25 protein-coding genes and 1 pseudogene are annotated in these 26,181 nt (G+C 52.4%); 2 read left to right on the top strand and 24 right to left on the bottom strand.

Features of this window, described 5'->3' with window-relative positions:
- Positions 1-3: 3 nt before the first annotated feature.
- The 20 genes from F4V61_RS04045 to flhD form a co-directional block, all read right to left on the bottom strand.
- Entirely contained in the window at positions 4-1,587 is a 1,584-nt protein-coding gene (locus tag F4V61_RS04045) for an MFS transporter (RefSeq protein WP_058345024.1), read from the bottom strand.
- A 255-nt stretch (positions 1,588-1,842) separates the two neighbouring features.
- Entirely contained in the window at positions 1,843-2,235 is a 393-nt protein-coding gene (gene flhE / locus F4V61_RS04050) for a flagellar protein FlhE (protein ID WP_038395759.1), read from the bottom strand.
- Positions 2,235-4,313 (bottom strand): flagellar biosynthesis protein FlhA, encoded by a 2,079-nt coding sequence (gene flhA / locus F4V61_RS04055; RefSeq protein ID WP_000369565.1) that lies wholly within the window; start codon positions 4,311-4,313, stop codon positions 2,235-2,237. The genes flhE and flhA overlap by 1 nt, the downstream gene beginning before the upstream one ends.
- Positions 4,306-5,457 (bottom strand): flagellar biosynthesis protein FlhB, encoded by a 1,152-nt coding sequence (gene flhB / locus F4V61_RS04060; RefSeq protein ID WP_000797094.1) that lies wholly within the window; start codon positions 5,455-5,457, stop codon positions 4,306-4,308. Before flhB ends, flhA begins: the two co-directional genes overlap by 8 nt.
- A gap of 193 nt (positions 5,458-5,650) precedes the next feature.
- Positions 5,651-6,295, bottom strand: a complete 645-nt coding sequence (gene cheZ / locus F4V61_RS04065) for a protein phosphatase CheZ (protein WP_000983590.1) — start codon at positions 6,293-6,295, stop codon at positions 5,651-5,653.
- Between the two features lie 10 nt (positions 6,296-6,305).
- The gene (gene cheY, locus F4V61_RS04070) at positions 6,306-6,695 is read right to left on the bottom strand and encodes a chemotaxis response regulator CheY (protein ID WP_000763861.1); all 390 of its coding nucleotides are present in this window, start codon (positions 6,693-6,695) and stop codon (positions 6,306-6,308) included.
- Positions 6,696-6,712: 17 nt separating this feature from the next.
- Entirely contained in the window at positions 6,713-7,762 is a 1,050-nt protein-coding gene (locus F4V61_RS04075) for a protein-glutamate methylesterase/protein-glutamine glutaminase (RefSeq protein ID WP_000036388.1), read from the bottom strand.
- The gene (cheR, locus tag F4V61_RS04080) at positions 7,759-8,625 is read right to left on the bottom strand and encodes a protein-glutamate O-methyltransferase CheR (RefSeq protein WP_000204359.1); all 867 of its coding nucleotides are present in this window, start codon (positions 8,623-8,625) and stop codon (positions 7,759-7,761) included. The genes F4V61_RS04075 and cheR overlap by 4 nt, the downstream gene beginning before the upstream one ends.
- A 161-nt stretch (positions 8,626-8,786) precedes the next feature.
- Entirely contained in the window at positions 8,787-10,448 is a 1,662-nt protein-coding gene (gene tar / locus F4V61_RS04085; protein ID WP_000483287.1) for a methyl-accepting chemotaxis protein II, read from the bottom strand.
- Positions 10,449-10,532: 84 nt separating this feature from the next.
- Positions 10,533-11,498, bottom strand: a complete 966-nt coding sequence (locus F4V61_RS04090) for a Csu type fimbrial protein (protein ID WP_000126953.1) — start codon at positions 11,496-11,498, stop codon at positions 10,533-10,535.
- Entirely contained in the window at positions 11,495-13,867 is a 2,373-nt protein-coding gene (locus F4V61_RS04095) for a fimbria/pilus outer membrane usher protein (protein ID WP_080161208.1), read from the bottom strand. Before F4V61_RS04095 ends, F4V61_RS04090 begins: the two co-directional genes overlap by 4 nt.
- On the bottom strand, positions 13,843-14,604 hold the full coding sequence (locus tag F4V61_RS04100; RefSeq protein ID WP_012210057.1) for a fimbrial biogenesis chaperone: 762 nt from the start codon (positions 14,602-14,604) through the stop codon (positions 13,843-13,845). The genes F4V61_RS04095 and F4V61_RS04100 overlap by 25 nt, the downstream gene beginning before the upstream one ends.
- A gap of 10 nt (positions 14,605-14,614) precedes the next feature.
- Entirely contained in the window at positions 14,615-15,157 is a 543-nt protein-coding gene (locus F4V61_RS04105; RefSeq protein WP_001253169.1) for a Csu type fimbrial protein, read from the bottom strand.
- Positions 15,158-15,167: 10 nt separating this feature from the next.
- Positions 15,168-15,737, bottom strand: coding sequence for a Csu type fimbrial protein (locus F4V61_RS04110; protein WP_001034043.1), 570 nt, complete (start codon positions 15,735-15,737; stop codon positions 15,168-15,170).
- Between the two features lie 388 nt (positions 15,738-16,125).
- A complete protein-coding gene (cheW, locus tag F4V61_RS04115) occupies positions 16,126-16,629 on the bottom strand; it encodes a chemotaxis protein CheW (protein WP_000147289.1) in 504 nt (167 codons plus the stop codon).
- 20 nt (positions 16,630-16,649) lie between these two features.
- Entirely contained in the window at positions 16,650-18,674 is a 2,025-nt protein-coding gene (gene cheA, locus F4V61_RS04120) for a chemotaxis protein CheA (RefSeq protein ID WP_024131843.1), read from the bottom strand.
- Between the two features lie 4 nt (positions 18,675-18,678).
- Positions 18,679-19,608, bottom strand: coding sequence for a flagellar motor protein MotB (gene motB, locus F4V61_RS04125; RefSeq protein WP_000795651.1), 930 nt, complete (start codon positions 19,606-19,608; stop codon positions 18,679-18,681).
- Entirely contained in the window at positions 19,605-20,492 is an 888-nt protein-coding gene (motA, locus tag F4V61_RS04130) for a flagellar motor stator protein MotA (RefSeq protein ID WP_000906316.1), read from the bottom strand. The genes motB and motA overlap by 4 nt, the downstream gene beginning before the upstream one ends.
- Positions 20,493-20,616: 124 nt before the next feature.
- On the bottom strand, positions 20,617-21,201 hold the full coding sequence (flhC, locus tag F4V61_RS04135) for a flagellar transcriptional regulator FlhC (protein ID WP_077905481.1): 585 nt from the start codon (positions 21,199-21,201) through the stop codon (positions 20,617-20,619).
- Positions 21,198-21,539 (bottom strand): flagellar transcriptional regulator FlhD, encoded by a 342-nt coding sequence (flhD, locus tag F4V61_RS04140; RefSeq protein WP_000557472.1) that lies wholly within the window; start codon positions 21,537-21,539, stop codon positions 21,198-21,200. Before flhD ends, flhC begins: the two co-directional genes overlap by 4 nt.
- Positions 21,540-22,212: 673 nt before the next feature.
- Here flhD and F4V61_RS04145 point away from each other — a divergent pair.
- Together F4V61_RS04145 and uspC are read left to right on the top strand one after the other, a co-directional pair.
- Positions 22,213-22,314, top strand: coding sequence for a hypothetical protein (locus F4V61_RS04145; RefSeq protein WP_038395746.1), 102 nt, complete (start codon positions 22,213-22,215; stop codon positions 22,312-22,314).
- 11 nt (positions 22,315-22,325) lie between these two features.
- Entirely contained in the window at positions 22,326-22,754 is a 429-nt protein-coding gene (gene uspC, locus F4V61_RS04150) for a universal stress protein UspC (protein ID WP_038395744.1), read from the top strand.
- Positions 22,755-22,771: 17 nt separating this feature from the next.
- Here uspC and otsA read toward each other — a convergent pair whose 3' ends face one another.
- From otsA to F4V61_RS04170, 4 genes and pseudogenes are all read right to left on the bottom strand, one after another.
- Positions 22,772-24,193: an alpha,alpha-trehalose-phosphate synthase gene (gene otsA / locus F4V61_RS04155; RefSeq protein WP_000089039.1), complete on the bottom strand. Its 1,422-nt coding sequence runs from the start codon at positions 24,191-24,193 to the stop codon at positions 22,772-22,774.
- Positions 24,168-24,971, bottom strand: coding sequence for a trehalose-phosphatase (otsB, locus tag F4V61_RS04160; protein WP_000840118.1), 804 nt, complete (start codon positions 24,969-24,971; stop codon positions 24,168-24,170). Before otsB ends, otsA begins: the two co-directional genes overlap by 26 nt.
- 162 nt (positions 24,972-25,133) lie before the next feature.
- A pseudogene (gene araH / locus F4V61_RS04165) lies at positions 25,134-25,412 on the bottom strand (L-arabinose ABC transporter permease AraH); the annotation flags it as partial.
- Between the two features lie 82 nt (positions 25,413-25,494).
- Entirely contained in the window at positions 25,495-26,052 is a 558-nt protein-coding gene (locus tag F4V61_RS04170; RefSeq protein ID WP_000754787.1) for a DJ-1/PfpI family protein, read from the bottom strand.
- Positions 26,053-26,181 lie beyond the last annotated feature (129 nt).

The following is a 26,181-nucleotide window of genomic DNA, read 5'->3' on the forward strand; positions in this document are numbered from 1 at the left end:
TCCTTAACCTCTGTTTAATGTCGAATTCAGCGCTGCGGATAGTGTTGCTCCTGACGCAGCCGGTTTATTACGATTCAGATAACCAATATTGTTGTTACCCCAAAGCGATTCATAAGGCAGACCTGAAAGCATCTCGACCACGGCACGCGCCTGTGGCGTAATGTTTTCCGGCGTCGTACAGCCCGACTCACGCATTTTGGCAGTCTCTTCGCGTAAGACACGGTGGGTGTGCAAATTCAGTCTGAATCTCAGGGAAACCAGGAAGCCAAAGGCAAGCATAACCAGCGTGCCGCAGCTTAAAATCAACAGAATGGTGTGGCCCACGGCGGCGGCTTGCATACTCTGACCAGAGACGAAGCCGGAAAGCTGCATCACAATTCCGACCACCATAACAGCGCCAGCCTGTGAGGCTTTGCGGGTTAGCGTCATAATTCCGGCGAAAATGCCTTCGCGACGCTGACCGGTAATGACCTCATCAACATCAGCAATATAGGTGTAAGTGTTCCACGGTACGTAGTTAATGCCGCCGCGTCCCAGTCCCGCACACGCAGACACCAATAATAATAACCCATAGGCATCGCTCAACCCGATGTAATACACCAATGCATAAGAAAGAGAACTCAGGCCGAATAGTACGACAACCATCCGGTAAGATGGCGCGGGCCCAAAGCGAATGCAAAGCGGGATCATCGCAATAACCGCGATAAACTGGAACGTCGCCATGGTGCCCAGTAAATTCGAGGCGACGGAAGCATCCTGCATCAGCACAAAAACAACGTACCAGGTGAAGACGGCATTGAATACATCCTGAGCGATATACCCTCCCAGATACATCCCCAGATGCTGGCGAAAAATTCTAATACGTAGCGTGGACATGAGTTCAACGACCAGGCGGCGTACGCTCTGGGTAAACGTCAGGCTTTTCTTCTCATCTTCAGCGCGCAGCGCAGCTTCCGTCCATGCCTCCCGCGGACGCTCCCAGGTAAAGCACCAGACAAAAACCAGCATTAATGCGCACAGCACAGAAAAGACCAGGCTGGCATAAAAGAAAGAGACAGGATTATTTTTACCAAATGCTGCCAGCAGGACTCCTGGCAGGAATGACGCCAGAATAGCGGACATTTGCGCCATTGAAATACGCGCGCCTGAAAACCGGGTCTTCTGTTTGAAATCATCAGTCATTTCCGGTACCAGGGTCTCATAAGGCACCAGAATCATGGTATAAACGACATCAAACAGCAGATACGTTAACAGGTAATACCAGAATCCCATACCGCTAAGCCATATTAATGAATAGCTAAATACACATGGAATCCCCAGTAAAATAAAAAACTTGCGTCGCCCGAAGCGCTTACCCAACCAGGTAGAACCAAAGTTGTCCGTTAAAAATCCCATAAGCGGACTGACAACCGCATCCAGTACCCTGGCAGTGGCGAAAATGAAGGTGGCTTCAATCGGGGTAAGGTTACAAAACGTCGTATAAAAATAGAGTAACCATGCGGCGGTTAACGCCGTCGTGCCAGCCCCTAAAAAATCGCCAGAACCATAGGCAAAATAGTTAATTAAACCAATTTTACGTGTTTTCATTGCCGCTAACCCTGCAAATAATGGGGAGACTCCCGGCATCAGGATTCAGGGAGTCATTACACGGCTACAGTAAAAGCTAATTCGCGAGGAAACCTTTTTGTATTTGCCAGATCCAAAAGAGAAATGGCAAAAACACAAAGAGTCCGCTAACGCGCGTCACCGATTTATAAAACATCGTTTCTATTTATTGAAAAGACAAAGCCAAAAATGCGGGCCAGGCAGCAATTTCCTGCTGCCTGGCGAAAAGATGAGGGATTAGCGGTAGTTCACAATGACCTGATTGCTTTGCACTTTTAATGCCGGGATGAGACGACCGCCTCCAGGGACCTCCCAGACAAAACGGAGCGGCTCAACAGCGGGAACATTGGCAAAACCGTGGGTAGTCCCACTCTGACCATCCAGTTCTACGCAACGGGACTGGGAACATAAACGTACCCGTAAGCCCGCGGGTGTCGGACCATTCAGTTCATAGCGCCAGGCGACCAACGTCATCAAACCTGAAACCGGCTGGCGCGCCGACAGTGGCGAAGACGAAGCGGAGACGCCCCGGTAATGTAAGGTTACGCCCATACCGCTGTCCTGCCACGCGCCTTCGCCTGCGGCCTGTACCGTCAGGGGAAAGAGCAGCAAAGCGAGCCATTTACACATTATTTTCCTCCAATAGTCGCCGTCATGCGGATATGACGGTTATCGGAAAGTTCAAGATTCGATAGCACCACCAACTGCGGTAAACTGCGTCGCAAAAAGCGGGACAATAGTGGACGTAGCGCATGGTTAACCAGCAATACCGGCGGCGCGCCAAGCATCTCCTGACGAGAAAGCGCCTCTTGCGTTTGCGCCAACAAACGATCCGCCAATCCAGGTTCAAGGCCGCCGCCGCCCTGCAATGCCTGAAGCAGCAAACGTTCAAGCGCGGTATCCAGTCCAATAACCTGTACTTCTTCATTACCGGGGAACCACTGCTGCGTAATCGCCCGTCCCAATGCCACGCGTACCACGGCGGTTAACTCATGCGGATCGCTTTGTAACGGCGCATGTTCCGCCAGCGTTTCAAGAATGGTGCGCATGTCGCGAATCGGGACTTTTTCCGCCAGTAAGTTTTGTAAGACTTTATGTAAAGTCGTGAGGGTCACGACGCCGGGGACCAAATCTTCCGTGAGTTTAGGCATCTCTTGAGAGACACGATCCAACAGTTGCTGCGCTTCCTGGCGGCCGAACAACTCGGCGGCGAATTGGCCGATCAAGTGGTTAAGGTGCGTCGCCACGACGGTGCTGGCTTCAACCACAGTAAAGCCCTGAATTTGTGCCTGCTCTTTCAGGGCGCTCTCAATCCAGATGGCATCAAGGCCAAAAGCTGGATCGACAGTTTTCTCGCCCGGTAGCGTTCCCGCCGCTGTGCCGGGATTAATGGCCAGCCAGCGTCCAGGATAGGCGTCCCCGCTGCCGATCTCTACCCCTTTCATCAAAATACGGTAGCGCGCCGGCTGTAAATCCATATTGTCGCGAATATGGACAACCGGCGGCAAAAACCCCATATCCTGCGCAAATTTTTTACGAATGCTGCGAATACGTCCAAGTAACTCGCCATCCTGTTGAAAATCTACCATCGGTATCAGGCGATAACCGACTTCCATGCCCAGCGAATCTTCAAGCTGCACGTCATTCCAGGTGGCTTCGACCACCGAGTTATTTTCCGGCATTTTTACCGGCTGCGGCTCCTCCGGCGCTTTTTGTTCACGCCCGCGCAACCACCATGCCAGACCGAGCAAGGCGGCGGTAAAGAGTAAAAATACCAGGTTAGGCATTCCAGGCACCATGCCAAGCAGCCCCAGGACCGCCGCCGCGAGCAGCATCACTCTTGGGTTACTGAACAACTGGCCAACCATTTGCTCGCCTACATCCTGATCGGTACTAACGCGGGTCACGATCACGCCCGCCGCCGTAGAGATAACCAACGCCGGGATCTGGGCGACCAGACCGTCGCCAATGGTCAGCAGAGTGTAGCTTTCCGCCGCGCTGCTCATGCTCATTCCGTGCTGCAATACACCGACCAGCAGTCCGCCCACCACGTTAATGACCATAATGAGAATGCCGGCGATGGCATCGCCGCGCACAAATTTACTCGCCCCGTCCATCGAGCCGTAGAAATCGGCTTCCTGAGTCACTTCCGCACGCCGTTTTTTAGCCTCATCTTCACCAATCAGACCGGCATTAAGATCGGCGTCAATCGCCATTTGCTTACCGGGCATACCGTCCAGCACAAAGCGCGCGCCGACTTCGGCAATACGTCCAGCGCCTTTGGTGATGACCATGAAGTTAATAATGACGAGGATGATAAAGACCACAATTCCGATCGCGAAGTTACCGCCGACCAGGAAATGGCCGAACGCCTCCACCACCTTTCCCGCCGCCGCCGCGCCGGTATGCCCTTCCATCAAAATAATACGCGTCGAGGCCACGTTGAGCGCCAGGCGCAGCAGCGTGGTAAACAGCAGGATGGTCGGAAACGCGGCAAAATCCAGAGTACGCTGAGTAAACATCGCCACCAGCAGCACCATGATCGATAGCGCAATATTAAAGGTAAACAGTAAGTCGAGGATAAAAGCAGGCAGCGGCAGCACCATCATCGACAAAATCAGCAGAATGAGGATCGGCCCGGCCAGAATTTGCCAATGCGTCGATTTCAGGTTGCCGGGCAGGCGCAGCATCGCGACCAGATTATCCATCAGTAGTCTTCTCGTTCATAAAATCCAGCGCTTCTGGCACCGGAAGGTTCTCAGGTTGTGGAGGACGTTGCCCGCCCGCAAGCCGCCAGCGTTTAAGCTGCCAGACCCAGGCCAACACTTCCGCGACGGCAGCATAGAGCTGTCCGGGAATTTGCTGACCGATTTCGGCGTGGCGATATAATGCGCGCGCCAGCGGCGGCGCTTCTAAAGTGGGAACCCGATGTTCAGCGCCGATCTCGCGAATACGCAGCGCTATCAACCCGGCCCCCTTAGCGACCACTTTCGGCGCGCTCATTTTGTTTTCTTCATACTGCAACGCCACGGAATAGTGCGTCGGGTTGGTGACAATGACGTCCGCTTTCGGCACATCCTCCATCATGCGACGCTGCGCGGCAGCACGCTGCATCTGACGAATTTTGCCCTTAACGTGCGGATCGCCTTCGCTCTCTTTAAATTCGTCGCGAATATCCTGCCGCGACATACGCAATTTTTTCAGATGGCTAAAGATCTGGAAAAAAACGTCAAATCCCACCATCGGGATCACGCCCAGAACCACCAGTAACGCGCAAAGCCCGACGAGATTCAGCGCGTTCCCCATCGCGGTAATCGGCGACTCCGCCATCAGGCGCATCATTTGCGGCCAGTTATGCCAGAGGTAAGATCCGGTAACGCAGCCTACCAGCGTAGATTTCAAGACCGCTTTTAGCAGCTCCGCGCCGGTTTGCGCCGAGAACATCCGCTTAATTCCCGGCAGCGGGTTTAATTTAGAAAATTTTGGCTGTAATGACTTACCGCTGAAGATCAGGCCGCCAAGCATGACCGGCGAAATAAGCGCCACCAGCACCACGCCTGCGATGAGCGGCAGCAGCGCCATCATCGCCGCTTTAATGAGCAAAATTATCTGCCCCAGGATCAGGTTAGGATCGTTTACCATGCGGTGATCGAAGTGCAGGCCTGCTGAGAGCATTCCCGCCAGTTGCCGCGCCAGCGACTCACCGCCGAACCAGATAATGCAAACGCCCACCAGCAATATCAGCAGTGAGGTCAGTTCTCTGGAACGGGGGATCTGCCCTTCTTCCCGCGCTTTTTCAAGTCGGTGGGGTGTGGGGTCTTCTGTTTTGTCGTCGTCGCTCTCTTCTGCCACGCAGCAAATCCTGGATAGATCGATAAGCGAGAATGATGCCAGAACCGCTTTACGCCAATGGGCAGAGTAAGCGGTAAAAAAGGCGGGGTTTATGGCGTTAATATAGATGGCCGGATACGATAAGAATATATCGTATCCGGCCTGGTTGATGGGTTCGGACCTGATAAACGCAGCGCCATCAGGTCAAAAAGACTTAAAACCCAAGACTGTCCAGCAGATCGTCCACCTGATCCTGGCTGGCGACCACGCCAGCTTTCGAGGCATCTACCTGCGGGCCGTTAAGCAAACTTTCGTTTTCGCGTTTTGGCCGCGTGCTCTGCTCCGGGATGTTTTCCAGTAGCACCATTAACAACTGGCGCTCAATTTCCTGAATCACGTCCATCATACGCTTGATCACCTGACCAGTCAGGTCTTGGAAATCCTGCGCCATCATGATGTCCAGCAACTGCGCGTTAGTAAAACTGGTATGACCTGGGACATCCTTGAGAAACTGACGCGTATCCGTTACCAGTTCACGGGCGTCGGAAAGTTCGATCGGATTTTCAAACCATTCGTCCCAACGTTGCGTCAGCGCCTTCGCCTCTTTTTCCATCGCATCCTGATGCGGCTGCGAGGCCTCTACGCTATTCAGCGCGCGTTCCGCCGCCTGCGCCGTCATCTGGACGACGTAATCCAGACGGTCGCGCGCATCGGGAATCGCCTCTGCCGCTTCGGCAATCGCCTGGTCCAGCCCCAGTTCGCGCAAGCTGTCGCGCAGCATTCGGGTCAGACTACCGATGCGCGCAATGATGTCTCCTGCTGAACCTTCATCAGCAGGCTTGATAGATGGTTGCATCATCATCGCATCCTCACATGCCCAGTTTCTCAAAAATTTTGTTTAGCTTCTCTTCCAGCGTCGCTGCCGTAAACGGTTTTACGACATAACCGCTGGCGCCAGCCTGCGCGGCGGCGATAATATTCTCTTTCTTGGCTTCCGCCGTCACCATCAACACGGGTAACGCCGACATGGCGCTATCAGCGCGAATGGTTTTCAGCAGTTCCAGACCATCCATGTTCGGCATGTTCCAGTCGGAGATAATGAAACCAAAACCGCCCGCCTGGAGCTTATTCAGCGCATCGACGCCATCTTCGGCCTCTTCCACATTGTTAAATCCAAGCTCTTTTAAAAGGTTGCGCACAATACGACGCATGGTCGAAAAGTCATCCACAACCAAAAATTTAAGCTCTTTATCCGCCATAAAATACTACTCCTGGTTCAAATACGTATCGCCTGTCCGGCACTGATTTTCGCCAGCATCTGCTGGCTCACCTGGCTAAGATCGACCACTTCGCTCACGCCACCCATATTGATGGCCTCGCGCGGCATGCCGAACACCACACAACTTGCTTCGTTTTGAGCAATGGTCCAGGCGCCTGCCTGGTACATCGCCAACATTCCGGCAGCGCCATCGTTGCCCATCCCCGTAAGAATGACGCCTACGGCGTTACGCCCCGCGTGTTTCGCCACCGAATGAAACAGCACATCCACGGAAGGCCGATGCCGGTTCACCGGCGGGCCGTCATGAACTTTGATTAGATAATTCGCCCCGCTACGCGCCAGCTCCATATGCTTGTCGCCGGGCGCAATGTAGGCATGACCTGGCAATACGCGTTCGCCGTCTTCGGCCTCCTTCACGCTGATTTGACAGAGTTTATTAAGGCGCTCGGCAAACGAATGGGTAAAGCCAGGCGGCATATGCTGCGTAATAATCACTGCCGGGCTGGAAAGCGGCAGCGGTTGTAGCACATGGCGGATAGCTTCAGTACCGCCCGTTGAGGCGCCGATAGCAATCAGTTTTTCCGAACTGAGCAGCGGACCGGCCTTTAAGGTTGCCGGGGCCGCCATCGGTTTATGCGCGGCGATGCGGGCTCGCGCGGCGGTACGCACTTTCTCAGCGATCATCTCGCTATACGCCAGCATACCTTCACGAATGCCAAGCTGTGGTTTGGTGACAAAATCGATGGCCCCCAACTCCAGCGCCCGCAGCGTAACTTCGGAACCTTTACCGGTCAGCGAGGAGACCATCACCACCGGCATCGGACGCAAACGCATCAGTTTTTCAAGGAAATCGAGGCCATCCATCCGCGGCATCTCAACGTCAAGCGTCAATACGTCCGGATTAAATTTTTTGATGAGATCCCTGGCGACCAACGGATCCGGCGCGGTCGCCACCATCTCCATATCGCTATGGCTATTAATAATTTCAGTCATGATTTGGCGCATCAGCGCGGAATCATCTACCGACAACACCCTGATTTTACTCATGCTTTATCCTTACTTAGCGCATACACCGTCTGTCCGCGCAGGCTAAACTCGCGCACAAGGTTGCTAAAGTTTTCTGAGTGACCGGCAAACAACAGTCCGTCAGGTTTAAGGAGTGGAACAAAACGGCGCAGAATGTCCTGCTGTGTCGTTTTGTCAAAATAGATCATGACGTTACGGCAAAATATCGCGTCAAAGGGTCCAGGGATGTTGTACTGTTTTTCCAGCAAATTAAGGGAGGAAAATTCAACATAATTGGCCAGTTCCTGACGCACGCGCACCAACCCATCATGCGGCCCTGTACCGCGCATGAAGTAACGCTGTAGCTGGTGCGGCGATAACGTTTTCAGTTCGCTGAGGCGATAAATACCGCTTCTCGCTTTTTCCAGCACTTCAGTATCAATATCGCTGGCAAACACTCTCCAGCGACCGGGAGCCATTCCCAACGCATCCGCCAGCGTAATGGCGATGCTGTAAGGTTCTTCTCCCGTCGATGCCGCCGCACTCCAGACGCGGTATTCGCCGTGGCGGCGGCGCGCATGTTCCGCAAGGATCGGGAAATGGTGCGCCTCCCGAAAAAAAGCGGTCAGGTTGGTGGTCAGAGCGTTGATAAAAGCCTGCCACTCAGCGCTGGTTTGGTTAGCCTCCAGCATACTAAGGTAACGGCCAAAATCATCCAGCCCCAGGGTACGCAACCGACGCACCAGGCGGTTATAAACCATATCCCGCTTATGGTCGGCCAGCACGATCCCTGCGCGTTGGTAGATTAATTGACATATCCGACGAAAATGCGCGTCGGACAGCGCGAGGCGCTGTGTCATCTGTAACATTAATGACGTTTGCCCGGAGGGCAGAGATGATGTCATAGCGCCTTCTTAATCACATTCACAATACAACGGGCGCGCCCTGCGACAACGCCATGCTTCCCGTATTACTCATTTTTTGCTTTTACCTATTGCGAACCAGACGAAAGGTATCGGCTGGTTCGCAAATTAATCGATAACCGACAGCACATCGCGCACATCGATCAGAAGGTTTCCCAGTTCGCATCGTCCCCGGCGGCTAAGGGCCGCGGCGTATTACCAGGCTGAACGTCCACTAACGGACGCGGTTCATGTTTATTTGCCGCAAGCGGTCGCGATGCCAGCCGGAAAGCGGATACCGCCATGGTTAAACGGCTGGCCTGCTCCTCCAGCGCGGCGGCCGCAGCCGCGGACTCCTGAACCAGCGAGGCATTCTGTTGCGTTACGCGATCCATCTCAGAAACGGCCAAAGCGACCTGATCGATGCCCCGACTTTGCTCATCCGAGGCGGAGGCGATTTCGCCCATAATATCCGTGACGCGCGTGACGGCATTGACGATATCGGTCATGGTTTCCCCGGCGCTTTCCACCAACACAGAACCGGTATCGACACGCGCGACGGAATCTTCAATCAACGACTTAATTTCTTTCGCCGCCTGGGCGCTGCGGCTGGCCAGATTACGCACCTCGCCTGCCACTACCGCAAAACCGCGCCCCTGTTCGCCCGCGCGCGCCGCTTCTACCGCCGCGTTCAGCGCCAAAATATTAGTCTGGAAGGCAATACCATCGATAACGCTGATAATGTCAGCGATCTTCTTCGAACTGTCGGCAATTTCGTGCATGGTATTCACCACGCCGTCGACAACTTTGCCGCCATGACGCGCGGTATCGGAGGCGCTTTGCGCCAGTTGCGAAGCCTGGCGGGCGTTATCGGCGTTTTGCTTAACGGTCGCCGTCAGTTGTTCCATGCTGGCTGCCGTCTCTTCCAGAGCGGAGGCCTGCTGTTCGGTACGGGAAGAGAGGTCGGTATTACCGGCGGCAATTTCGCTGGTGCCGGAATAAATCGCATCCGAACCTTCGCGAACCTGGGTCACGGTGTCAGTCAGCGAACGTTGCATGTGATCGACCGTCCCCGCCAGTTCGCCGATTTCATTACGCCCTGAGACAGTGAGCGTTTTCGTCAGATCGCCGCTGGCAATTTCACGGATATGGGCAATCACTCGCGCTAATGGGTTAAGCAGGGCTTGACGAATACCGTACCAAACCACTATCAAAATCAGCACCAGCACGATGGCAAGAATCCCCAGTTGCCATTGCGCAAAACGGTAATCGTGAGCGCTTTGATCAAATGTCTGACGGTACAGGTTTTCGCTCACCTGTGCGTAGTTGCCCAACGCCTCGCCCAGCGCATTTTGCATTCCCTGGGTTGGCTGGGCGAAGTAAGCATCCATATTGCCGTTATCCAGGAACTGGATAAGTTCGGTTAATGCAGCCTGATAGCGCTGATATTTTTCATCAACGCTTGCGCTGGCCTCCGCCATCGCTGGCAATGGAGTCATGTTTTTGAAAGTAGTGTAGTGCGCCGCCGCCTGTGCGAGGGTAGTTTTTGCGTTCTGGAGTAAATCCGTTTTGGCGCTGCTCTGCTGGTTAGAGGTGCCCATCATCATGCGTGCGGCGGAGCGGCTCAGGTTAATGCGCGTTTGCAGCATTAAGTCCCATGTCGACGTGAGTTCACTTTGTTGCTGACGTAATTCGTTAGAAATAACAAAACCTTGCTGGTTATGCTGTAATGAAGAAAACAGCAAACCACCGGAAACAAGCTGTAGCAGTGCGAAAACCCCCAGCACCATCATCAGCATTGTGACAACGCGGATACGGTTAAACATAAGGCACCTTCCTGATAACGAGTTATCAACGTTATCGGCACCTGCGGTAATAACTTTACATTTGCGAAAAGGAAAAACCCTGCGCTAGAAGGTGATATCGACTACAACCGTATCACTATAGACACCAGCGGGCGGCGTAGGCTGGTTAGTAAGAATTTTTGCGTTATAATTATACGTTCGCAGCAGACCATCGGCGCTAATAGCCGAGGATGCCTCGCTCGCCCACCGTTCACTGCCGCTACTGCCCCATCGGTTGTTGGTCGCGCCCTTGTAAATTTCATAATTCAACCGGTTACTGCCACTGGCCATGTTTCTGCTGTTACCGTTTGCATATGCACCATTATTGATACCTACGCTATACACGCTTCCTTTGGTGCAAGTGACCGCCACGCTCTGACTTATCACTGGAAAATTCTTGACCAGCGGCGCGCTGCCAAAATTGACATCGGGCGCAGTAATCGCAATACAGTCATTGGCTACTGTTAACGTTAATTGCAACGTTGTCGCCGCAGTTCCCGTTTGCGCCGTCCCGCAGATCCCTAAAAGACCGACCTGACAAATATTGTAGTAAACGCTGAAATTGAATGTTACCTGGTACGGCCCGGCGCTAACGTTAAGGCCAGACGTGGTACGAAACCAGAGCGGTAATGTAAAACGACGAGATCCCAGTAAGGACAATAGCGTACTGCCGTTCCAGGTATAACTGCCGTTGATGGCAATCTCACTGTTATTTGCGCATCCAGCCTGTCCACATAACCGAACCGGAATAGTGTCCGTGATACTGGTATTATCTGTACGTTTCAGGGCAGCGCGAGTACCGGCTGAGACTGACGCACCGGTGTAGGTTAATGTCACCGTATCGTTATTCAGCAGCCCCAGCACCACGTCGCACTGCACCAGCACATTGGCGCTAGTAGTTTGCTCAGAGCTGTTTAACATAAAAGACGATACGCTACCGAATGCGCCGCTGGTAGTGGCGACGCTACAGGCCGCCCACACTCCGGGCACGAAAAATAGTAAGGCCAACAGCCATAAAATTCGTGCAGTCATAAGGCCTTACTTCGACAAACAAGCGGCCCGTAGGTCTGCAATTTATGATCAGGATTCGCGGCAAGCGTAAGCGTAGCCTCACATCGAGTACCGTCCGGTGTTACTGCCTGCAGCGGCGTTACCGATTCCAGATCCTCCAGCCAGACGATGCCATCGTATCCGACGACCGCGGACGCGTTTTGCGGCCGCAGCACCAAGCTTGCCAACGGTAATGGCTCCCCCTGCTCATTATATAAAATGACGCTGGCGGCCCGCGACTGCTCCAGCGGGAACTCAACCAGAAAACCGCTTTGCCGCCGGATCGCAATACGACGACCGGTCTCTTTCAGGCGAGTATCGGCAGGTAAATTAAGGGTATTAATACTGTAATGCGCCGGATAATACGCCGACACGCCAGCGATCAATAAATAGCCCTGAACATTGGTTTTTCCTACTGGCTGGTTCTCATAATTCACGGGTACATCCGCATGTCCATCAGTGCTAATGAGCGCAAAAGCGTCATTAATTTTATTGGCGGTAAAGAAATGATTATCCATCAGAACCACAGCTCCCTGCGCTTCCCCCCAACCGGTAAATGCATCGCTTTCACCGTACACGCCGCCCTGCAACTCCACATTATTGTTTCGCCAGCCCAGCGTTGCCTGCTGATAGTTGTGACGCTGAGATTGTCGCGCCCATGCCAGATTCCAGCCAAATCCGCCGTCTGTTGGCATAGCATGGTTATAATTTATACGCTGCGTCTGCCCAGCGTCTGGCGTTTTCTCCATGCTCAACGCTGCGCTATCCCGCGCGCCGAGCGGAATTTGTAACGACATCGCCAGCGTCCATTCCCCCTGTTGCTGGTCCCGGCTAGCCGCCAGATAAAGGCTGCTACTTCGCCATAAATTCCGGCTCCAGGAGAGGTTAAGTAATTCTGTTTTTTGCGCGTCGAAAGTGCGAACGCCAATCCACGCGGCGCCGACATTACCAAACGTGCCCATGTTAAACGTCAGCGAATACTGATCGCTGCGCTGGCTCAACGATGCCTGGGGGAAATTATCGTCATCCACACGGGGAAGTTGATCATATAACGCCAGATTGCCAAACCCGCGAGTACGACGACTATGCTGTGTGGCAAGGCTAAAAGCAGAGGTATTGTACTGATATCCCCAGGTTCGCTGTTCGCCAGGATTTCCCCGCATCCGGCTTTCACTTAAGGCGCCATTTACTACGCCGAAACGCCCCAGTCTGACCAGCGCGCCAGCCCCCGCCAACGCCAGCGATTTCGCCCCCTCGCCATGACTTTCCAGAGTAATATAATCACTCGCGCCATAACGGTATGTGGCGCTGCCCAACGCTGGCCCATAGTCAAAATTTTCGAGGCCGTAGTTGCGGCGTAAACTGCCGAACGTTACCGCGCCGTCGGTCATTCCCGTTTTGAGCAGATCGCTGGCGACATAAAATGGAAGTGTAGTACTCACCTGCCTGCCCAGTGCATCGCGGGTAACCAGTACGGCCTCCCCCGCGCCGTTAATATACGGCAGGTTAGTCAAGGTGAATGGCCCAGGCTGAATCTGCGTCGATCCCGCCTGATAACCATTAATAAACAGATCCGCCGCCGTCGGAACGACCGCTTCTCCGGAAAACGTTGGTAAGGGCCAGGTGACTAAATCCGGACGTAGCGAAAAGTCCCTCCCCCATGAAATACCGCCGACACGCACGCTGCTGCTCCAGCTTAAGGCATCGCTAACCACATCGCCCAACCGCCATTGTGTCGCGCTCTCTTCATGCATCGCAGTAAATACCGTGTCATAACGCACATAGCCCTCTTGTTGATTGTTATCCCCTGTCAGACGCTGGCGAAGATAGCCGGTAGAAGAGAAAAAACCGACATCGTTAAAAAAGCGTAACTCATGCCAGAGCGATGCCTGTCCATCGCCATGTTGGGTATGACTAGTATAAAAATCATAATTCAGCAGCGCCCCTTGACCGTTTTGCGGCGTGATTTGCGTCGGCTCGCCGCCAAAAGAGACAGGACGCTCAGGTAACCAGTCACGGGGAACCGACAGTAACAGGCGCTGTCTGCCGCTGTCATATTCCGTTTTTACTCCAGACAGTTGCGACATATTAACCTCTCCCGGCGGCAGCTTATCGGCAGGCAGTCCGGCACGTTGTAGATCCACGCTGGCAACATAAAAATCATTCTGTCGCCACGTGACGGGGACCACCTGCTTGCTATCGAAATGGTTGATAATTAACGTCAGGTGAAATACCGCCTGCTCGTTCATAACCTCCCCATCAGGCGGCGGCGGGAGAGCATCATCTCCGGCGTACACACTACTGACCAGGAACATCGCTACGCCGCTTAGCGCGTGGGGCCAGACTGCCATTGCCCACCCTGAGCGTTAATCGTCGCTGTCAATTCCGTCGGCTGTGTCATTCCTGGGGGTAGCGGCCAGCGCCGATAGCTACCTGGAAGCACGTACCCCAACAAGCCATCCGCCAGGGAACGCGTTTCACTTCCCTGGCGCACACTCGTTTTACTGAGGCGAACATGTACCGCCCCTTGGTTACGCACCTCCAGAAATGGCGCCCCATTTTCTCGAATCACACGCCACTGCAACTGCGGTACACTGGCGCGGGCATGATGTTCTTCCCCAGGCCAGGTTGCGATGCCTTGCCCATAAACGAACAGCGGCAAAGAGTAGCGCATCTGTATTTTTAGTCCCATCGGCGGCGTACCGGCGTTATCGGATGAGGGGATCTCATCAACAATAATGCGATAAGCCTGTTCTGCTCCGTCAGGGGCTTTTGTTTGTTTTATCAGCCTAATCAACTGCTTATTCCCTTTTTCAATGCGCACAATCGGTGGGCTGGCAACCACATCTTGCTGATTCTGATAACGCTCGAACCCCCCTTGCTGGCGCCAGCGCACAATACGTACCTGCATGGTCGTCGGCGCGTCGCCCCGATTCTCAATCCACAGTTCGCTTGCGTTCCTCTCTGCGGCAAGCCAGGGATCGATCGGCCACAATAAAATAGCGGCGCCGCTATTTGCCCCAAGTGAAAAAAATAGACCCGCCAGCGCCAGCAAAACGCGCCTGAAAAGGACCGTAAATTTCATCATGTCTCCCTTATTACCATGACAAGGTCACGGTCAGTTGATCGGAATAGGTGCCTGCCGGGCTAAATCCGCTCAAAAATGCGGCGCTGAAAAGCGGTAACGCAATGTTATTGCTGTCGGTATAAAGCACGGGAACAGATTGATTGACGCCTATCTCGCTGTTTGCCGCCAGTGATGCCGAGCTGTATAACCGGTAAGCGACCCGCTCACTGCCGCCTGAACGTTGCATGTTGCGCACTGAGGTATACTGGCGACCACCATCAATACTCATGCTTAACGCCACGCCTGGCGTACAGGCCAGATTCACCGTCGTTCCCGGTACAAAACGAGTATTAATTTGACGATTTTCCACGCCGCTGTATGTGCCAAAGTTCAGTGTACCTAGCGTTCCGCCGCTGCCGGTGGCGACGCTGCACCCCGGCGTAATAGTGGCGTTAAGCTGAAAAGATTGCGTCGTCACTGCCGGAAGCGGCGGTGCCATCCCCCCCAGTAGCGCCAGCATCAGGCATAACCGTTTCCCGCTCCCGTTCAGAAAGCGTGCGTTTTTACGTCGCATGGTTTTTCTGTCAGTAGATAACGCTGACGTTAATGGTGTCGGTATAGATGCCTGGGTTAACCGTAACGCTGTTGCCGCCGCCCTGAATGCGACCATATAGCGTGTAGTTGTCTACGCCTGCGGTGGTATTCGCTTTCGGTATCGGCGTATTGTTAGTGATCTCGTTATTAAAACTGCTGTCGCTATAAAGACGGTATGCGACACCCTGGCTGGTATTCGCTGAATTCATCAGATAACGCGCTGGCGTGCCGGGCGTTCCGATGGTAGTACCAGGTGCGGTCACGTTGGTATTTCCGGTAACCTGCACCGTGTAGTTGGCGGTCGTACACTGGATACCAAAACTGTTGCCGCCGCCCGCGCCAGTTAACTGCGTGGTCAGTTCAGAAAAGGTCGCCGGATGCGTACCAAAGTCCAGCGTCCCGAAATTGATCCCATTTTGACCCGGCGAGCCATTAATCAGGCAACCGTTGGTCAACGTCAGCGTCGCACCAATAGTTCCGTTGCTGGTCACCGCAAATGCCGGAGACAAAGCGCCTGAAGCGAGACCCGCAGCAACCAGCACAAGGTAAATTTTATTCATCTTTTTATCTCCCCAACCCCTCATACTTATCTGGTTATCCCCCAGTACGTGGCGCGACTATCAACGTGAATCAGGAATAACAAATTGGTAAACAAAAATTTAGTTTATGTCTGGGGAATAAACCACTGGCGCAACATAAGCTCATACCGATCGCGTATTGACTTAAAAAATCATATTTATCAATTCATTAAATTAAATGCATGTGAGTTAACGCTACGTTTATCGAGGATATATTCATTCTTATGCGATCATGATCACACAAACACGGTTAAGCAGTCAGGACAAAATGAAGAGGTACAAGGTGAGGGCGATGAAGATGAAATATCATCGCTGGTGGAAGCTTAACGGTTAATATTGCCGGATGACGCGACGCCATCCGGCAATGCCATTATGCGACGTGCGACGCTGCGATATCCAGCAGCGCCATCTCTTCGCTGTTTAGCAGTTTTTCGATATTCACCAGAATCAGCATACGCTCGCCGAGCGCGCCCAGTCCCGTCAAATATTCCGTTGACAAGGTCACGGCAAATTCTGGCGCCGGACGGATTTGTTCTGCCGTTAACGACAGTACGTCAGACACGCCGTCTACCACAATCCCGACGACGCGTTGACCCAGGTTCAGTACGATCACCACCGTATTATCGTCATACTCAACGTCGCCTGCGCAGAACTTCACGCGCAGATCGACAATAGGTACAATCACGCCACGTAGGTTAGTCACCCCTTTAATAAAGGCGGGTGTATTGGCGATGCGCGTCACCTGGTCATAGCCACGGATCTCCTGCACTTTCAGGATATCGATACCGTACTCTTCATCTCCCAGTGTAAACACCAGGAATTCCTGACCTGACGGCTCGCCGGCCAGTTTGCTTACATTACTCATACCGGTCATATTATTCCCTTCTCACTCAATCAGGCGGCTGTGATCGCCATACGTTGTTCGCGGTTTAACCCCTGCAATGCAGAAACATCAACAATCAGCGCGACGCTGCCATCGCCAAGGATCGTCGCGGCGGAAATACCCGGCACCTTGCGATAGTTGCTTTCCAGGTTTTTGACCACTACCTGGTGCTGGCCTATAAGCTGATCGACCAGCAGCGCGTAACGGCGTCCCGCGCTTTGCAGGATCACGACAATTCCCTGTGTGGCTTCGGTTTTCGCCCCTTCCACGTCAAACACTTTCCACAATTCGACCAGCGGCAAATACTCGCCGCGGACTTCCAGAACCCGCTCGCCGCCCGCCAGCGGATGAAGATCTTCTTCACGCGGTTGCAGCGACTCCATCACCGCATTCAACGGCAGAATAAAAACCTCCCCCGCTACGCGAACAGACATGCCATCAAGTATTGCCAGCGTCAGCGGCAGCAGAATACGAATCGTGGTGCCGGAGCCCTGTTTCGACTGGATCTCAACGTGACCGCCCATCTCCTGGATGTTACGTTTCACGACATCCATGCCAACGCCGCGACCAGAGACGTCCGTTACCTGCTCCGCAGTCGAAAATCCCGGCGCGAAAATCAGCATACCCACTTCATCGTCGGTCATGTTTTCATTCACCGCCATGCCCTGCGAAATGGCCTTCGCAAGAATACGTTCACGGTTAAGCCCCGCGCCGTCATCGGTCACTTCAATACAAATATTTCCGCCCTGGTGCTCTGCCGAAAGGATCAGGTTGCCGACAACATTTTTTCCGGCTTCGAGGCGTTTTTCCGGCATTTCAATCCCGTGGTCGAGACTGTTGCGCACCAGGTGCGTTAGCGGGTCGATAATGCGCTCGATCAAACTTTTATCAAGTTCCGTAGAACTGCCGACCAACGTCAGCTCTACCTGCTTGCCCAGTTTGCCTGCTAAATCGCGAACCAGACGAGGAAAACGGCTGAAGACATATTCCATAGGCATCATGCGAATCGACATCACCGACTCTTGCAAGTCGCGGGCGTTACGTTGTAACTGTCCCATACTGGTAATGAGATCGCCGTGGTTTACCGGGTCCAGCTCATTAGAACGCTGGGCCAACATTGACTGGGTAATCACTAACTCGCCGACCAGGTTTATGAGCTGATCCACTTTCTCTACCGCCACGCGAATACTGGTAGACTCGCGTTCACGCGCAGGTTTTTCACGCTCTGCGCGACCTGCATGATGTTCATGCGCCGCGCTTTTGGCGACAGGCGCAACCGCCGCCGGAGGCGCTGTCGGCGCCGCCTCAGTTTTTTCTTGCGCTTTTTCAACCGGCGCGGCGACAACTTTTTCAAAAGCGATCTGATCGGCCTCAATGACGAAACAGAGCACGGCGACAATATCATCTTCTGCGACGCTGCCATCCAGAGTCGCCGACAGTGAATCCCCCCCCTTAACGACATCCGTCAGGGTAGCCAGATTACCCAACTCTTCTTCAAGCAGATCGACCTCACTGGCTTTCAACCGCGAAAGTACAATGCGCAGTTTACTCTCATCATGAGGCGCTTCGGTTTCGGCTACGCGTTCTTCCTGAGTAGCCGCGCTTAATGCCGCAGTTTCGACGACCACTGGCGTGGTTTCGCCCTTCGCTTCCAGCGCCAACTGGCGTAGCGCGTTGCAGATATATTCGAAGCTTGCGGCATCCGGCTCTTCGGAGTTTTTATAGGCGTCGAGCTGTTCCTGCATAATATCTTTCGTTTCCAAAAACAGGTTGATAATGTCGGTATTGAGCTGCATTTCACCGCGTCGGGCTGCATCCAGCAGGTTTTCCATTAAATGTGTGGTTTCCTGCAGAATGGTGAAACCGAATGTCCCTGCGCCGCCTTTAATGGAGTGCGCCGCGCGAAAAATGGCGTTCAGTTGTTCAGCGTCCGGGGATTCCGGCGCCAAATCCAGCAGATGCTGCTCCATATCTGCCAACAGCTCGTCAGCTTCATCAAAAAATGTCTGATAAAAATCGCTAATATCCATGCTCACGCTATCACCTCGGTTCGGCTTGTGGCGATGTGGGTACGCTTGCCGGCGGGACTGCCGCAGGCTGTTGTAATACACTTACCGGCTCATTCTGGCTTTCAGCGTTTTCATGCAAAATGGCCTGTTCCGCCTGCTTGTTTAACACCAGCAGACTTATACGGCGGTTAATGGCGTCATCGGGACCGCGATCGCTCAACCGCATCGTGGCGGCCATGCCTACCACCCGTAATACTTTTCCGTTATCCAGCCCGCCTGCGACCAGTTCGCGACGCGAGGCATTGGCGCGATCGGCGGATAACTCCCAGTTGCTATAGCCTTTTTCGCCATTCGCGTAGGGAAAGTCATCGGTATGGCCCGCCAGGCTAATGCGATTAGGAATACCGTTTAGCACTGGCGCAATCGCGCGTAGGATATCGCGCATATATGGCTCAACCTCGGCGCTGCCGGTTTTAAACATTGGGCGATTCTGGCTGTCGATAATCTGGATGCGCAACCCCTCCTGAACTAAATCAATCTTCAGATGCGGACGTAACGCGCGCAGTTTGGGATCGGATTCGATCAGTTGATCCAGATCGCCGCGCAGTTTATTTAACCGACTCTGCTCCATCCGTTTTTTCAGCTCGTCAATATTCGGCTGCTTTTCCACTTCACCCTGTTGTTGGGTGTAATCATCACCGCCGCCAGGTATCGGACTCTCGCTATTGGCAATTCGATTACCGCCCGTTACCGCAGTGGCCAACGGCGTGCGAAAATATTCGGCAAGCTGAATTAATTCTTTAGGGCTGGAGATGGAAATCAGCCACATCACCAGAAAAAAAGCCATCATCGCCGTCATAAAATCGGCGTAGGCAATCTTCCAGGAACCGTGCGCCCCGCCGCCGTGCGGTTTGTGCTTGCGACGTTTTACGACGACAATGGGATGGGCCTGATTTTTCATGCTTCCTCAGTCGTCTGCTGCTGGTTTGGGTTTCTCACCGCGCGAACATGTTCTTCCAGCTCGATAAACGACGGACGTTCACTGGAATAAAGCGTTTTACGTCCAAATTCCACGGCAATCGGCGGCGCATAACCGTTCAGATTAGACAGCAATGTAATTTTTACGCACTGCATCATTTTGGTGGTTTCGGCGCTCTTCTGGCGCAAAACGGTAGCCAACGGTGAAATAAATCCATAAGCCAGTAAAATACCGAGGAATGTTCCTACCATGGCATGGGCAATCAGCGCCCCCAATTCGGCGGCCGGGCGATCGGCTGAAGCCAGAGCGTGAACCACTCCCATTACCGCAGCTACGATACCAAAGGCAGGCAGCGAATCCCCCACCATCGCCAGACTGTTGGCAGGGACTTCCGACTCGCTTTCATGGGTTTCAATCTCTTCATCCATCAACGCTTCAATTTCGAACGTGTTCATGTTGCCGCTGATGATCAGGCGCAGATAATCCACAATAAAATCAAGCATTACCGCATCGGCCAGAATACGCGGATAACTGGCGAAGATTTCACTCTCTTTCGGATTTTCAATATCGCGCTCAAGGGAGAACATTCCCTGCTGACGTGATTTGGCCATCAGGCGATAGAGCAGCGCCAACAGATCCATGTACATGGTTTTCGTGTATTTCGATCGACGAAACAACAGCGGGATCGCTTTCATCGTGCCTTTGATGGCCTTCCCGTTGTTGCCGACAATAAACGCCCCTATCCCCGCGCCGCCAATGATGACCAGTTCAGCGGGTTGATAGAGTGCCCCAAGGTGTCCACCGGTCATGACATAACCGCCGAAAACTGTACCGATAACCACCAGGTAACCCAATAAGATAAGCACGACATCATCCTTCCGCTGTTGACTATGACAGGATGCGCAGTCGGGCGATTAACGCGATGGTAAGGCAAAAAAAAGCAGCGGTAATGACTTACCGCTGCTGGAGTGTTTGTCCACACCGTTTCGGTTAAACAGCCTCTTCGATCTGTTCATCCAGCAGTTGTGGAATAATATCGGCAGCATCCCGGGAAAGTTTACGTCTTTTTACTGCACGGGATGGCGGCTGGCATAAACTACACGCAAAGCTGCCTACTGGCTGATGCGCATGGGTGATAAAATTTCCGCCGCAGCAGTTGCAGCTTGATAATTCGAGCAGTCCGCTTTCAACAAAACGCACCAGAGTCCATGCGCGGGTCAGAGCCAACAGCGGCCCCTCAGGCGGTTGCGGACACTGCTCAAGATAAAGTCTATAAGCTTTAATTACCGCATCCACGCCGCTACACAAGCCGGTTTTAAGTAAAAACTGCCAGGCATTACAGAACATGGAAGCATGAATATTTTGCTCCCAGGTCATAAACCAGTCTGTCGAGAATGGCAGCATCCCTTTAGGCGGCGGGCTACCGCGTAACTCTTTGTACAGCTTGATGAGGCGACCACGACTGAGCTGTGTTTCGCTTTCCAGCATTTGCAGGCGAGCGCCAAGATTAATCAACTCCATCGCCAATTGGATATCGCGAGCTTCCTGAACTATGCTTTTTTCACTCATTATCACGCCCTTTTCTTACGCGCCGTTTCGTCCGCTTCATTGAGTAAACGCGTTGAAAGCATGATACCTGTGTGAATCTGCTGTAAATCGTCGACGCGCGAATCCTGAGTTAAACGGGTGATCGTCTGATGATCGTCAAACCGGAAATGACAAACCAGCTGGTTCGTCTCAGCCAGTTTGACCATCTGCGGCAGGGTCAACGCGCCCAGTGTATTTGCCATCTCTTCGTTGATACCGAGGCGGAACATCGCAGATGCTTTGTCCTGGACGATCAAACGCTGTGCAAGGAGTAAATATGACAAATTGATGTCATAAATGTGTTTTAGCAACTCGGATGTATGCATTGTTCCCATCCAGAATAACCAACTTTATTTTTGTGCGGCGTAGCCGCACCCCGTGATGTCGCCGGGAAGGCCCGGTAAAAGAAGCAAAAAGGTCAAATGCATAGCAGCGCTCAGACATTGCGACGTATAGCGCAGCCTCCCGTAGGGATTCGCCTTACACGTTTACATCATTTTTTACAAATGCCTAAGATTTTTCCTAATTCGACGCAACTCTACTCGTCAGCCTCGCGACATACAACGGAGCGAGACAGCGATTTTAGAAAATATGTGATGCAAGTCACATATTTTAACTGAATACATACGATAAAACCATCAGCATGGCTTTTATTTTGTTTATTTAATAACCTAGCATTCAATTTTTCTAATCCGTACTGATGAATAGGGGCACGTCAACGCCAAATACTTTTTTGTTTCCCTATGTTAAAATAACGGTAAGGTAATAGATAACAGGCTATTATTTCTATTTTAGAAACGTTTTTATTTTACCTTTAGTAAACAGCAAGTTAAATATTAACCGTTATTAATCAATAATACACCAGCATAAACCCAGCGAGGTAAAGCTCAAGCTCAATTAATTTAACTTTTAGCCCTAATTATTCATCCGGTTAATCAAAGCACCTTAATGACGTGTAAAAAGCGTCTTATGATATTATTCATTTCATAAGAATAATTAATGATTAATTATGATATCCTTCACATTAATGTTGTATTACCACATTGCAGAAATGAGATAAACAGAGTAAAGCTAAAGGACAACCTCATATTCTTGCAATAAAGGAGCGAGTTATGAGCTACACCCATATTCTTGTCGCCGTTGCCGTCACCCCGGAAAGTCACCAGCTACTGGCTAAAGCGGTCTCTATTGCCCGCCCTATTCAGGCGAAAATAAGTCTGATTACCCTCGCTTCCGATCCTGAGCTGTATAACCAGTTCGCCGCGCCCATGATGGAGGACTTACGCGCGGTTATGCATGAAGAGACTAAGAATTTTCTTGAGATGCTTGGGAAGAAAGCGGATTATCCGATTGAACAAACCTTCATCACCTACGGTGAGTTAAGTCCGCATATTATAGATGTGTGCCGCAAACACCATGTTGATCTGGTCATTTGCGGCAACCATAACCACAGTTTCTTTTCGCGAGCGTCCTGCTCAGCAAAAAGTGTCGTTAGCGCCAGCCAGGCAGATGTGTTGCTGGTGCCGTTAGCGGGCGATTAGTCGCCGTTCGCGATACATCAGGCCAGCTTAGGGAACGTCGCCACGTTGTTCTGCTGCCGACGCTCAGCGCTGCGCGGCGTGACCTCCTTTAGATCATGAATAAAACGCTCCTGCCAACGGTTAATGTCATTTTTAACAATCACGTCGAGCATTTCCGCATGACGCGAAATACGCTCGGCAAGCGGCATCGTTAAAGCGCGATTGAGTGCCGCCGCCACGTCATCCCGATCGTAAGGATTGACGATTAACGCCGACGTCAGTTCATTCGCCGCGCCGGCAAACTGTGACAGTACCAATACGCCAGGGTTAGCGGGATCCTGCGCGGCGACAAACTCTTTTGCCACCAGGTTCATTCCATCACGGAGCGGTGTGACGAGCCCGACATCTGAATAACGGAATATCTTCATTAACAGCTTACGGTCAAAATGCTGGTTCAGATAATAGAGCGGCGTCCAACCCAGTTGCCCATATCTCCCATTAATACGACCTGCTTCCGTCTCAAGCTGGTGACGGATATCCTGATACGCCTGTACTTCTCCGCGTGACGTAGGCGCGATTTGGGTATAACGAATTTTTCCCCGGTGTTGCGGATAGTTTTCCAGCAGCGCTTCATACGCCAGAAAGCGTTCCGGCAGTCCTTTCGAATAATCCAGTCGCTCAACGGAAAAAATATTCTTCACATTTTTCAGTTCCGCTTTGAGCTGCACCAATTTAGGCGGCAACGGCCCGGCAGCCTGTAGGGCAATCTCATCGGGTTCAATACCAATAGGATACACTTCTGTCTGGAAGTCTTTACCCCACGCGATATGGTGTTTGCCGCTGCGAGTCGTGACGCGTGTCTGACTTGAAAGACTATCCAGAAAAGCCAGCCGGTCATTTTCCGTCTGGAACCCCAGCAGATCAAAGTCACATAACTGCTCCAGAAGTTCATCATGCGGCGGTAAGGCGTTAAAGATCTCCGGCGTCGGGAAGGGAATATGCAGGAAAAAACCAATTCGGTTGTTCACGCCACGTTTACGCAGTTCGCTGGCAAATGGTAATAAGTGGTAGTCATGCACCCAAATGATGTCGTTCTCTTTGATAAGAGGCAGTAACTTATCGGCTAATAACGCATTAACCCGCATGTAGCCTTCCCATGCCGGACGCTGAAACTGTACCAAATCCAGACGATAGTGGAACGCAGGCCAGAGGACAGCATTAGAAAATTGACAGTAATAATCTTCGTAATCTTGTTCACTCAGATTAAACGATGCCCAGGTAATATTCCCTTTTGTCACCTTTTTTAATGGCTCATCCTCGTTACCTGTCTCGCCACTCCAGCCGAACCACAACCCACCAGCCGCTTTTAGCGCGCCAAGCACGCCAACGGCGAGGCCGCCAGCGCCGCCTTTGTTATCCGGGGGGGCAATTCGATTAGATACTACGACTAAACGACTCATAGCCATCTCTCCTGTTATTCATTACTTCTTGTTCTTGTTGTGGATAATTGATTTGCTCCAGCCAGCGCCAGACGTCGGGTACGCTTTCCAGTCGCCAAGCCGCCTGGGTTGTTCCGACGCCCACTTTCACGGAAATTCCACCAGCGTGATTCACCACGCCAAAGCCAACCTCATCGGTCAAATCGTCTCCCACGAAAACGGGAATCCGTCCCGCAAATGGAGCCTCCTGCATAAAGGAGGCAATCGCTTCGCCTTTGTTGGTTCCCTTAGGTTTGATTTCCACGACGCATTTCCCAGGCTGCAACGCCAGTTGCGGCCAGTGTTGCGTAACGTGTTGCGAAAGCGCCAACAGTGCCGCTTCATGTTCCGGAGCCTGACGGTAGTGCAGCGCAAACGCCATGCCCTTCGTCTCCAGTTCCGCCCCTGGCAACTCCGCTAGCGTCGAACGTAATAATTCCTCCACCTGACGGACTACCGATTCAGGAAGGCTCACGACATAGGTTTTACCATTGATGTCACGACGCTCTGCTCCGTGAACGCCAGCAAGCGGAAAGCGAAAGGGTTTCGCCAAAGCATCCAGCTCGGTCATTGAGCGCCCTGAAATCAATGCCAGTGCCCCTGCGTTGTGCGCCGCAAGACGGTCTAACAACTGAAGGATTTTATGCGGTACGACTACCTGATCGGGATGAGGCTTTATCTCTGCCAGTGTGCCATCAAGGTCAAAAAAATACGCATAGTTCGCAGTGAGTTCGGGGGATACGGTTAACGGTTCTGCCACCCTGGTCTCCTCCTTATCATCATAGTGAGACTCACAAACGGTCTCATTAACCATGTAAGTATAGACAGTGTGACGCTGCTCGCCATTTAGAACGGCCATCACCAGCCGAGGTAGCGGCTGGCGATGGCGTGGAGCTATACTGTTCAGTTGAATGTTAATTCATCAAATCGTACGCTTCGATTTTTGCTTATAACGGTCGAAGATGACTGCTGCCAGAACGATTAAGCCGCGAACCACATACTGCGCAAAAGGAGAAATAGTGAGCAGGCTCATCGCGTTCTCCACCGTTCCTAATATCAATACGCCCGCCACCACATATGAGATTTTTCCGATGCCGCCTTGCAGGAAAACGCCCCCTAATACGCACGCAGACATCACGATTAACTCATACCCCAGGGAGGTCATTGGCTGAGCACTGGTTAGATGCGAAACCTGAATGATAGCATTTAACGTTATTTCCCCGTCCGGAACAGCAATTTTTATCACCTCAAAACCGGATACGACAGCCCCGGGCGAATAACGATTACCAGGGATAATAAATATGGTCGGCTTGTTCGCGAACCGACGCGTCATCTTCCAGCAGTCTGGCGGCAAGGGTTAGCGCGAAATCAAAGACATGCCCCAAACCTTTGCCGCTGATTAAATTGCCGTCTTCAACAACGGGCGCATCCACATAGATTCCTTCCTGAACCGCTTTCCACAGTTCGCCGGAACAAACATAACGACGCCCCTTCAGCAATCCGTGGGCGCCCAGTACCCTTGCCGCAGCGGAACAGATAGGACAAATTAATTTACCTGCCGCGTCATGACGCGCAACGAAAGCGATCACCGCCGGATTATCGGCCAGATTGGCGCTACCCTGCGGACCGCCCGGCAGAACTACCGCATCGAAAAGCGCCTGCTGGCGTTCACTCAGCGTGTTGTCCGCAACCATGGGAATATCATGGTAACTCACCACCGCTCGTGATTCAGCACACGCCAGCGTTTCTACATCAATATGCAAACGCCGCAGAATATCAATAGTAACAATGGCCTCTGCCTCTTCAAATCCTGGCGCCAGCAGCACTGCGACCTTTTTCATTGCCTACTCCTTGTTAACGTGTCAACCATCAAAACCGTGCTCAACCGAATAATGAGCCCGTGTGATTTATGACATTAAAAATGATCTGCCGCAAAATCCTTTTTTATAAAAAAGGTGAATTTGCTATCA

It is taken from the genome of Salmonella enterica subsp. arizonae, from assembly GCF_008692845.1.
GTDB classification, from domain to species: domain Bacteria; phylum Pseudomonadota; class Gammaproteobacteria; order Enterobacterales; family Enterobacteriaceae; genus Salmonella; species Salmonella arizonae.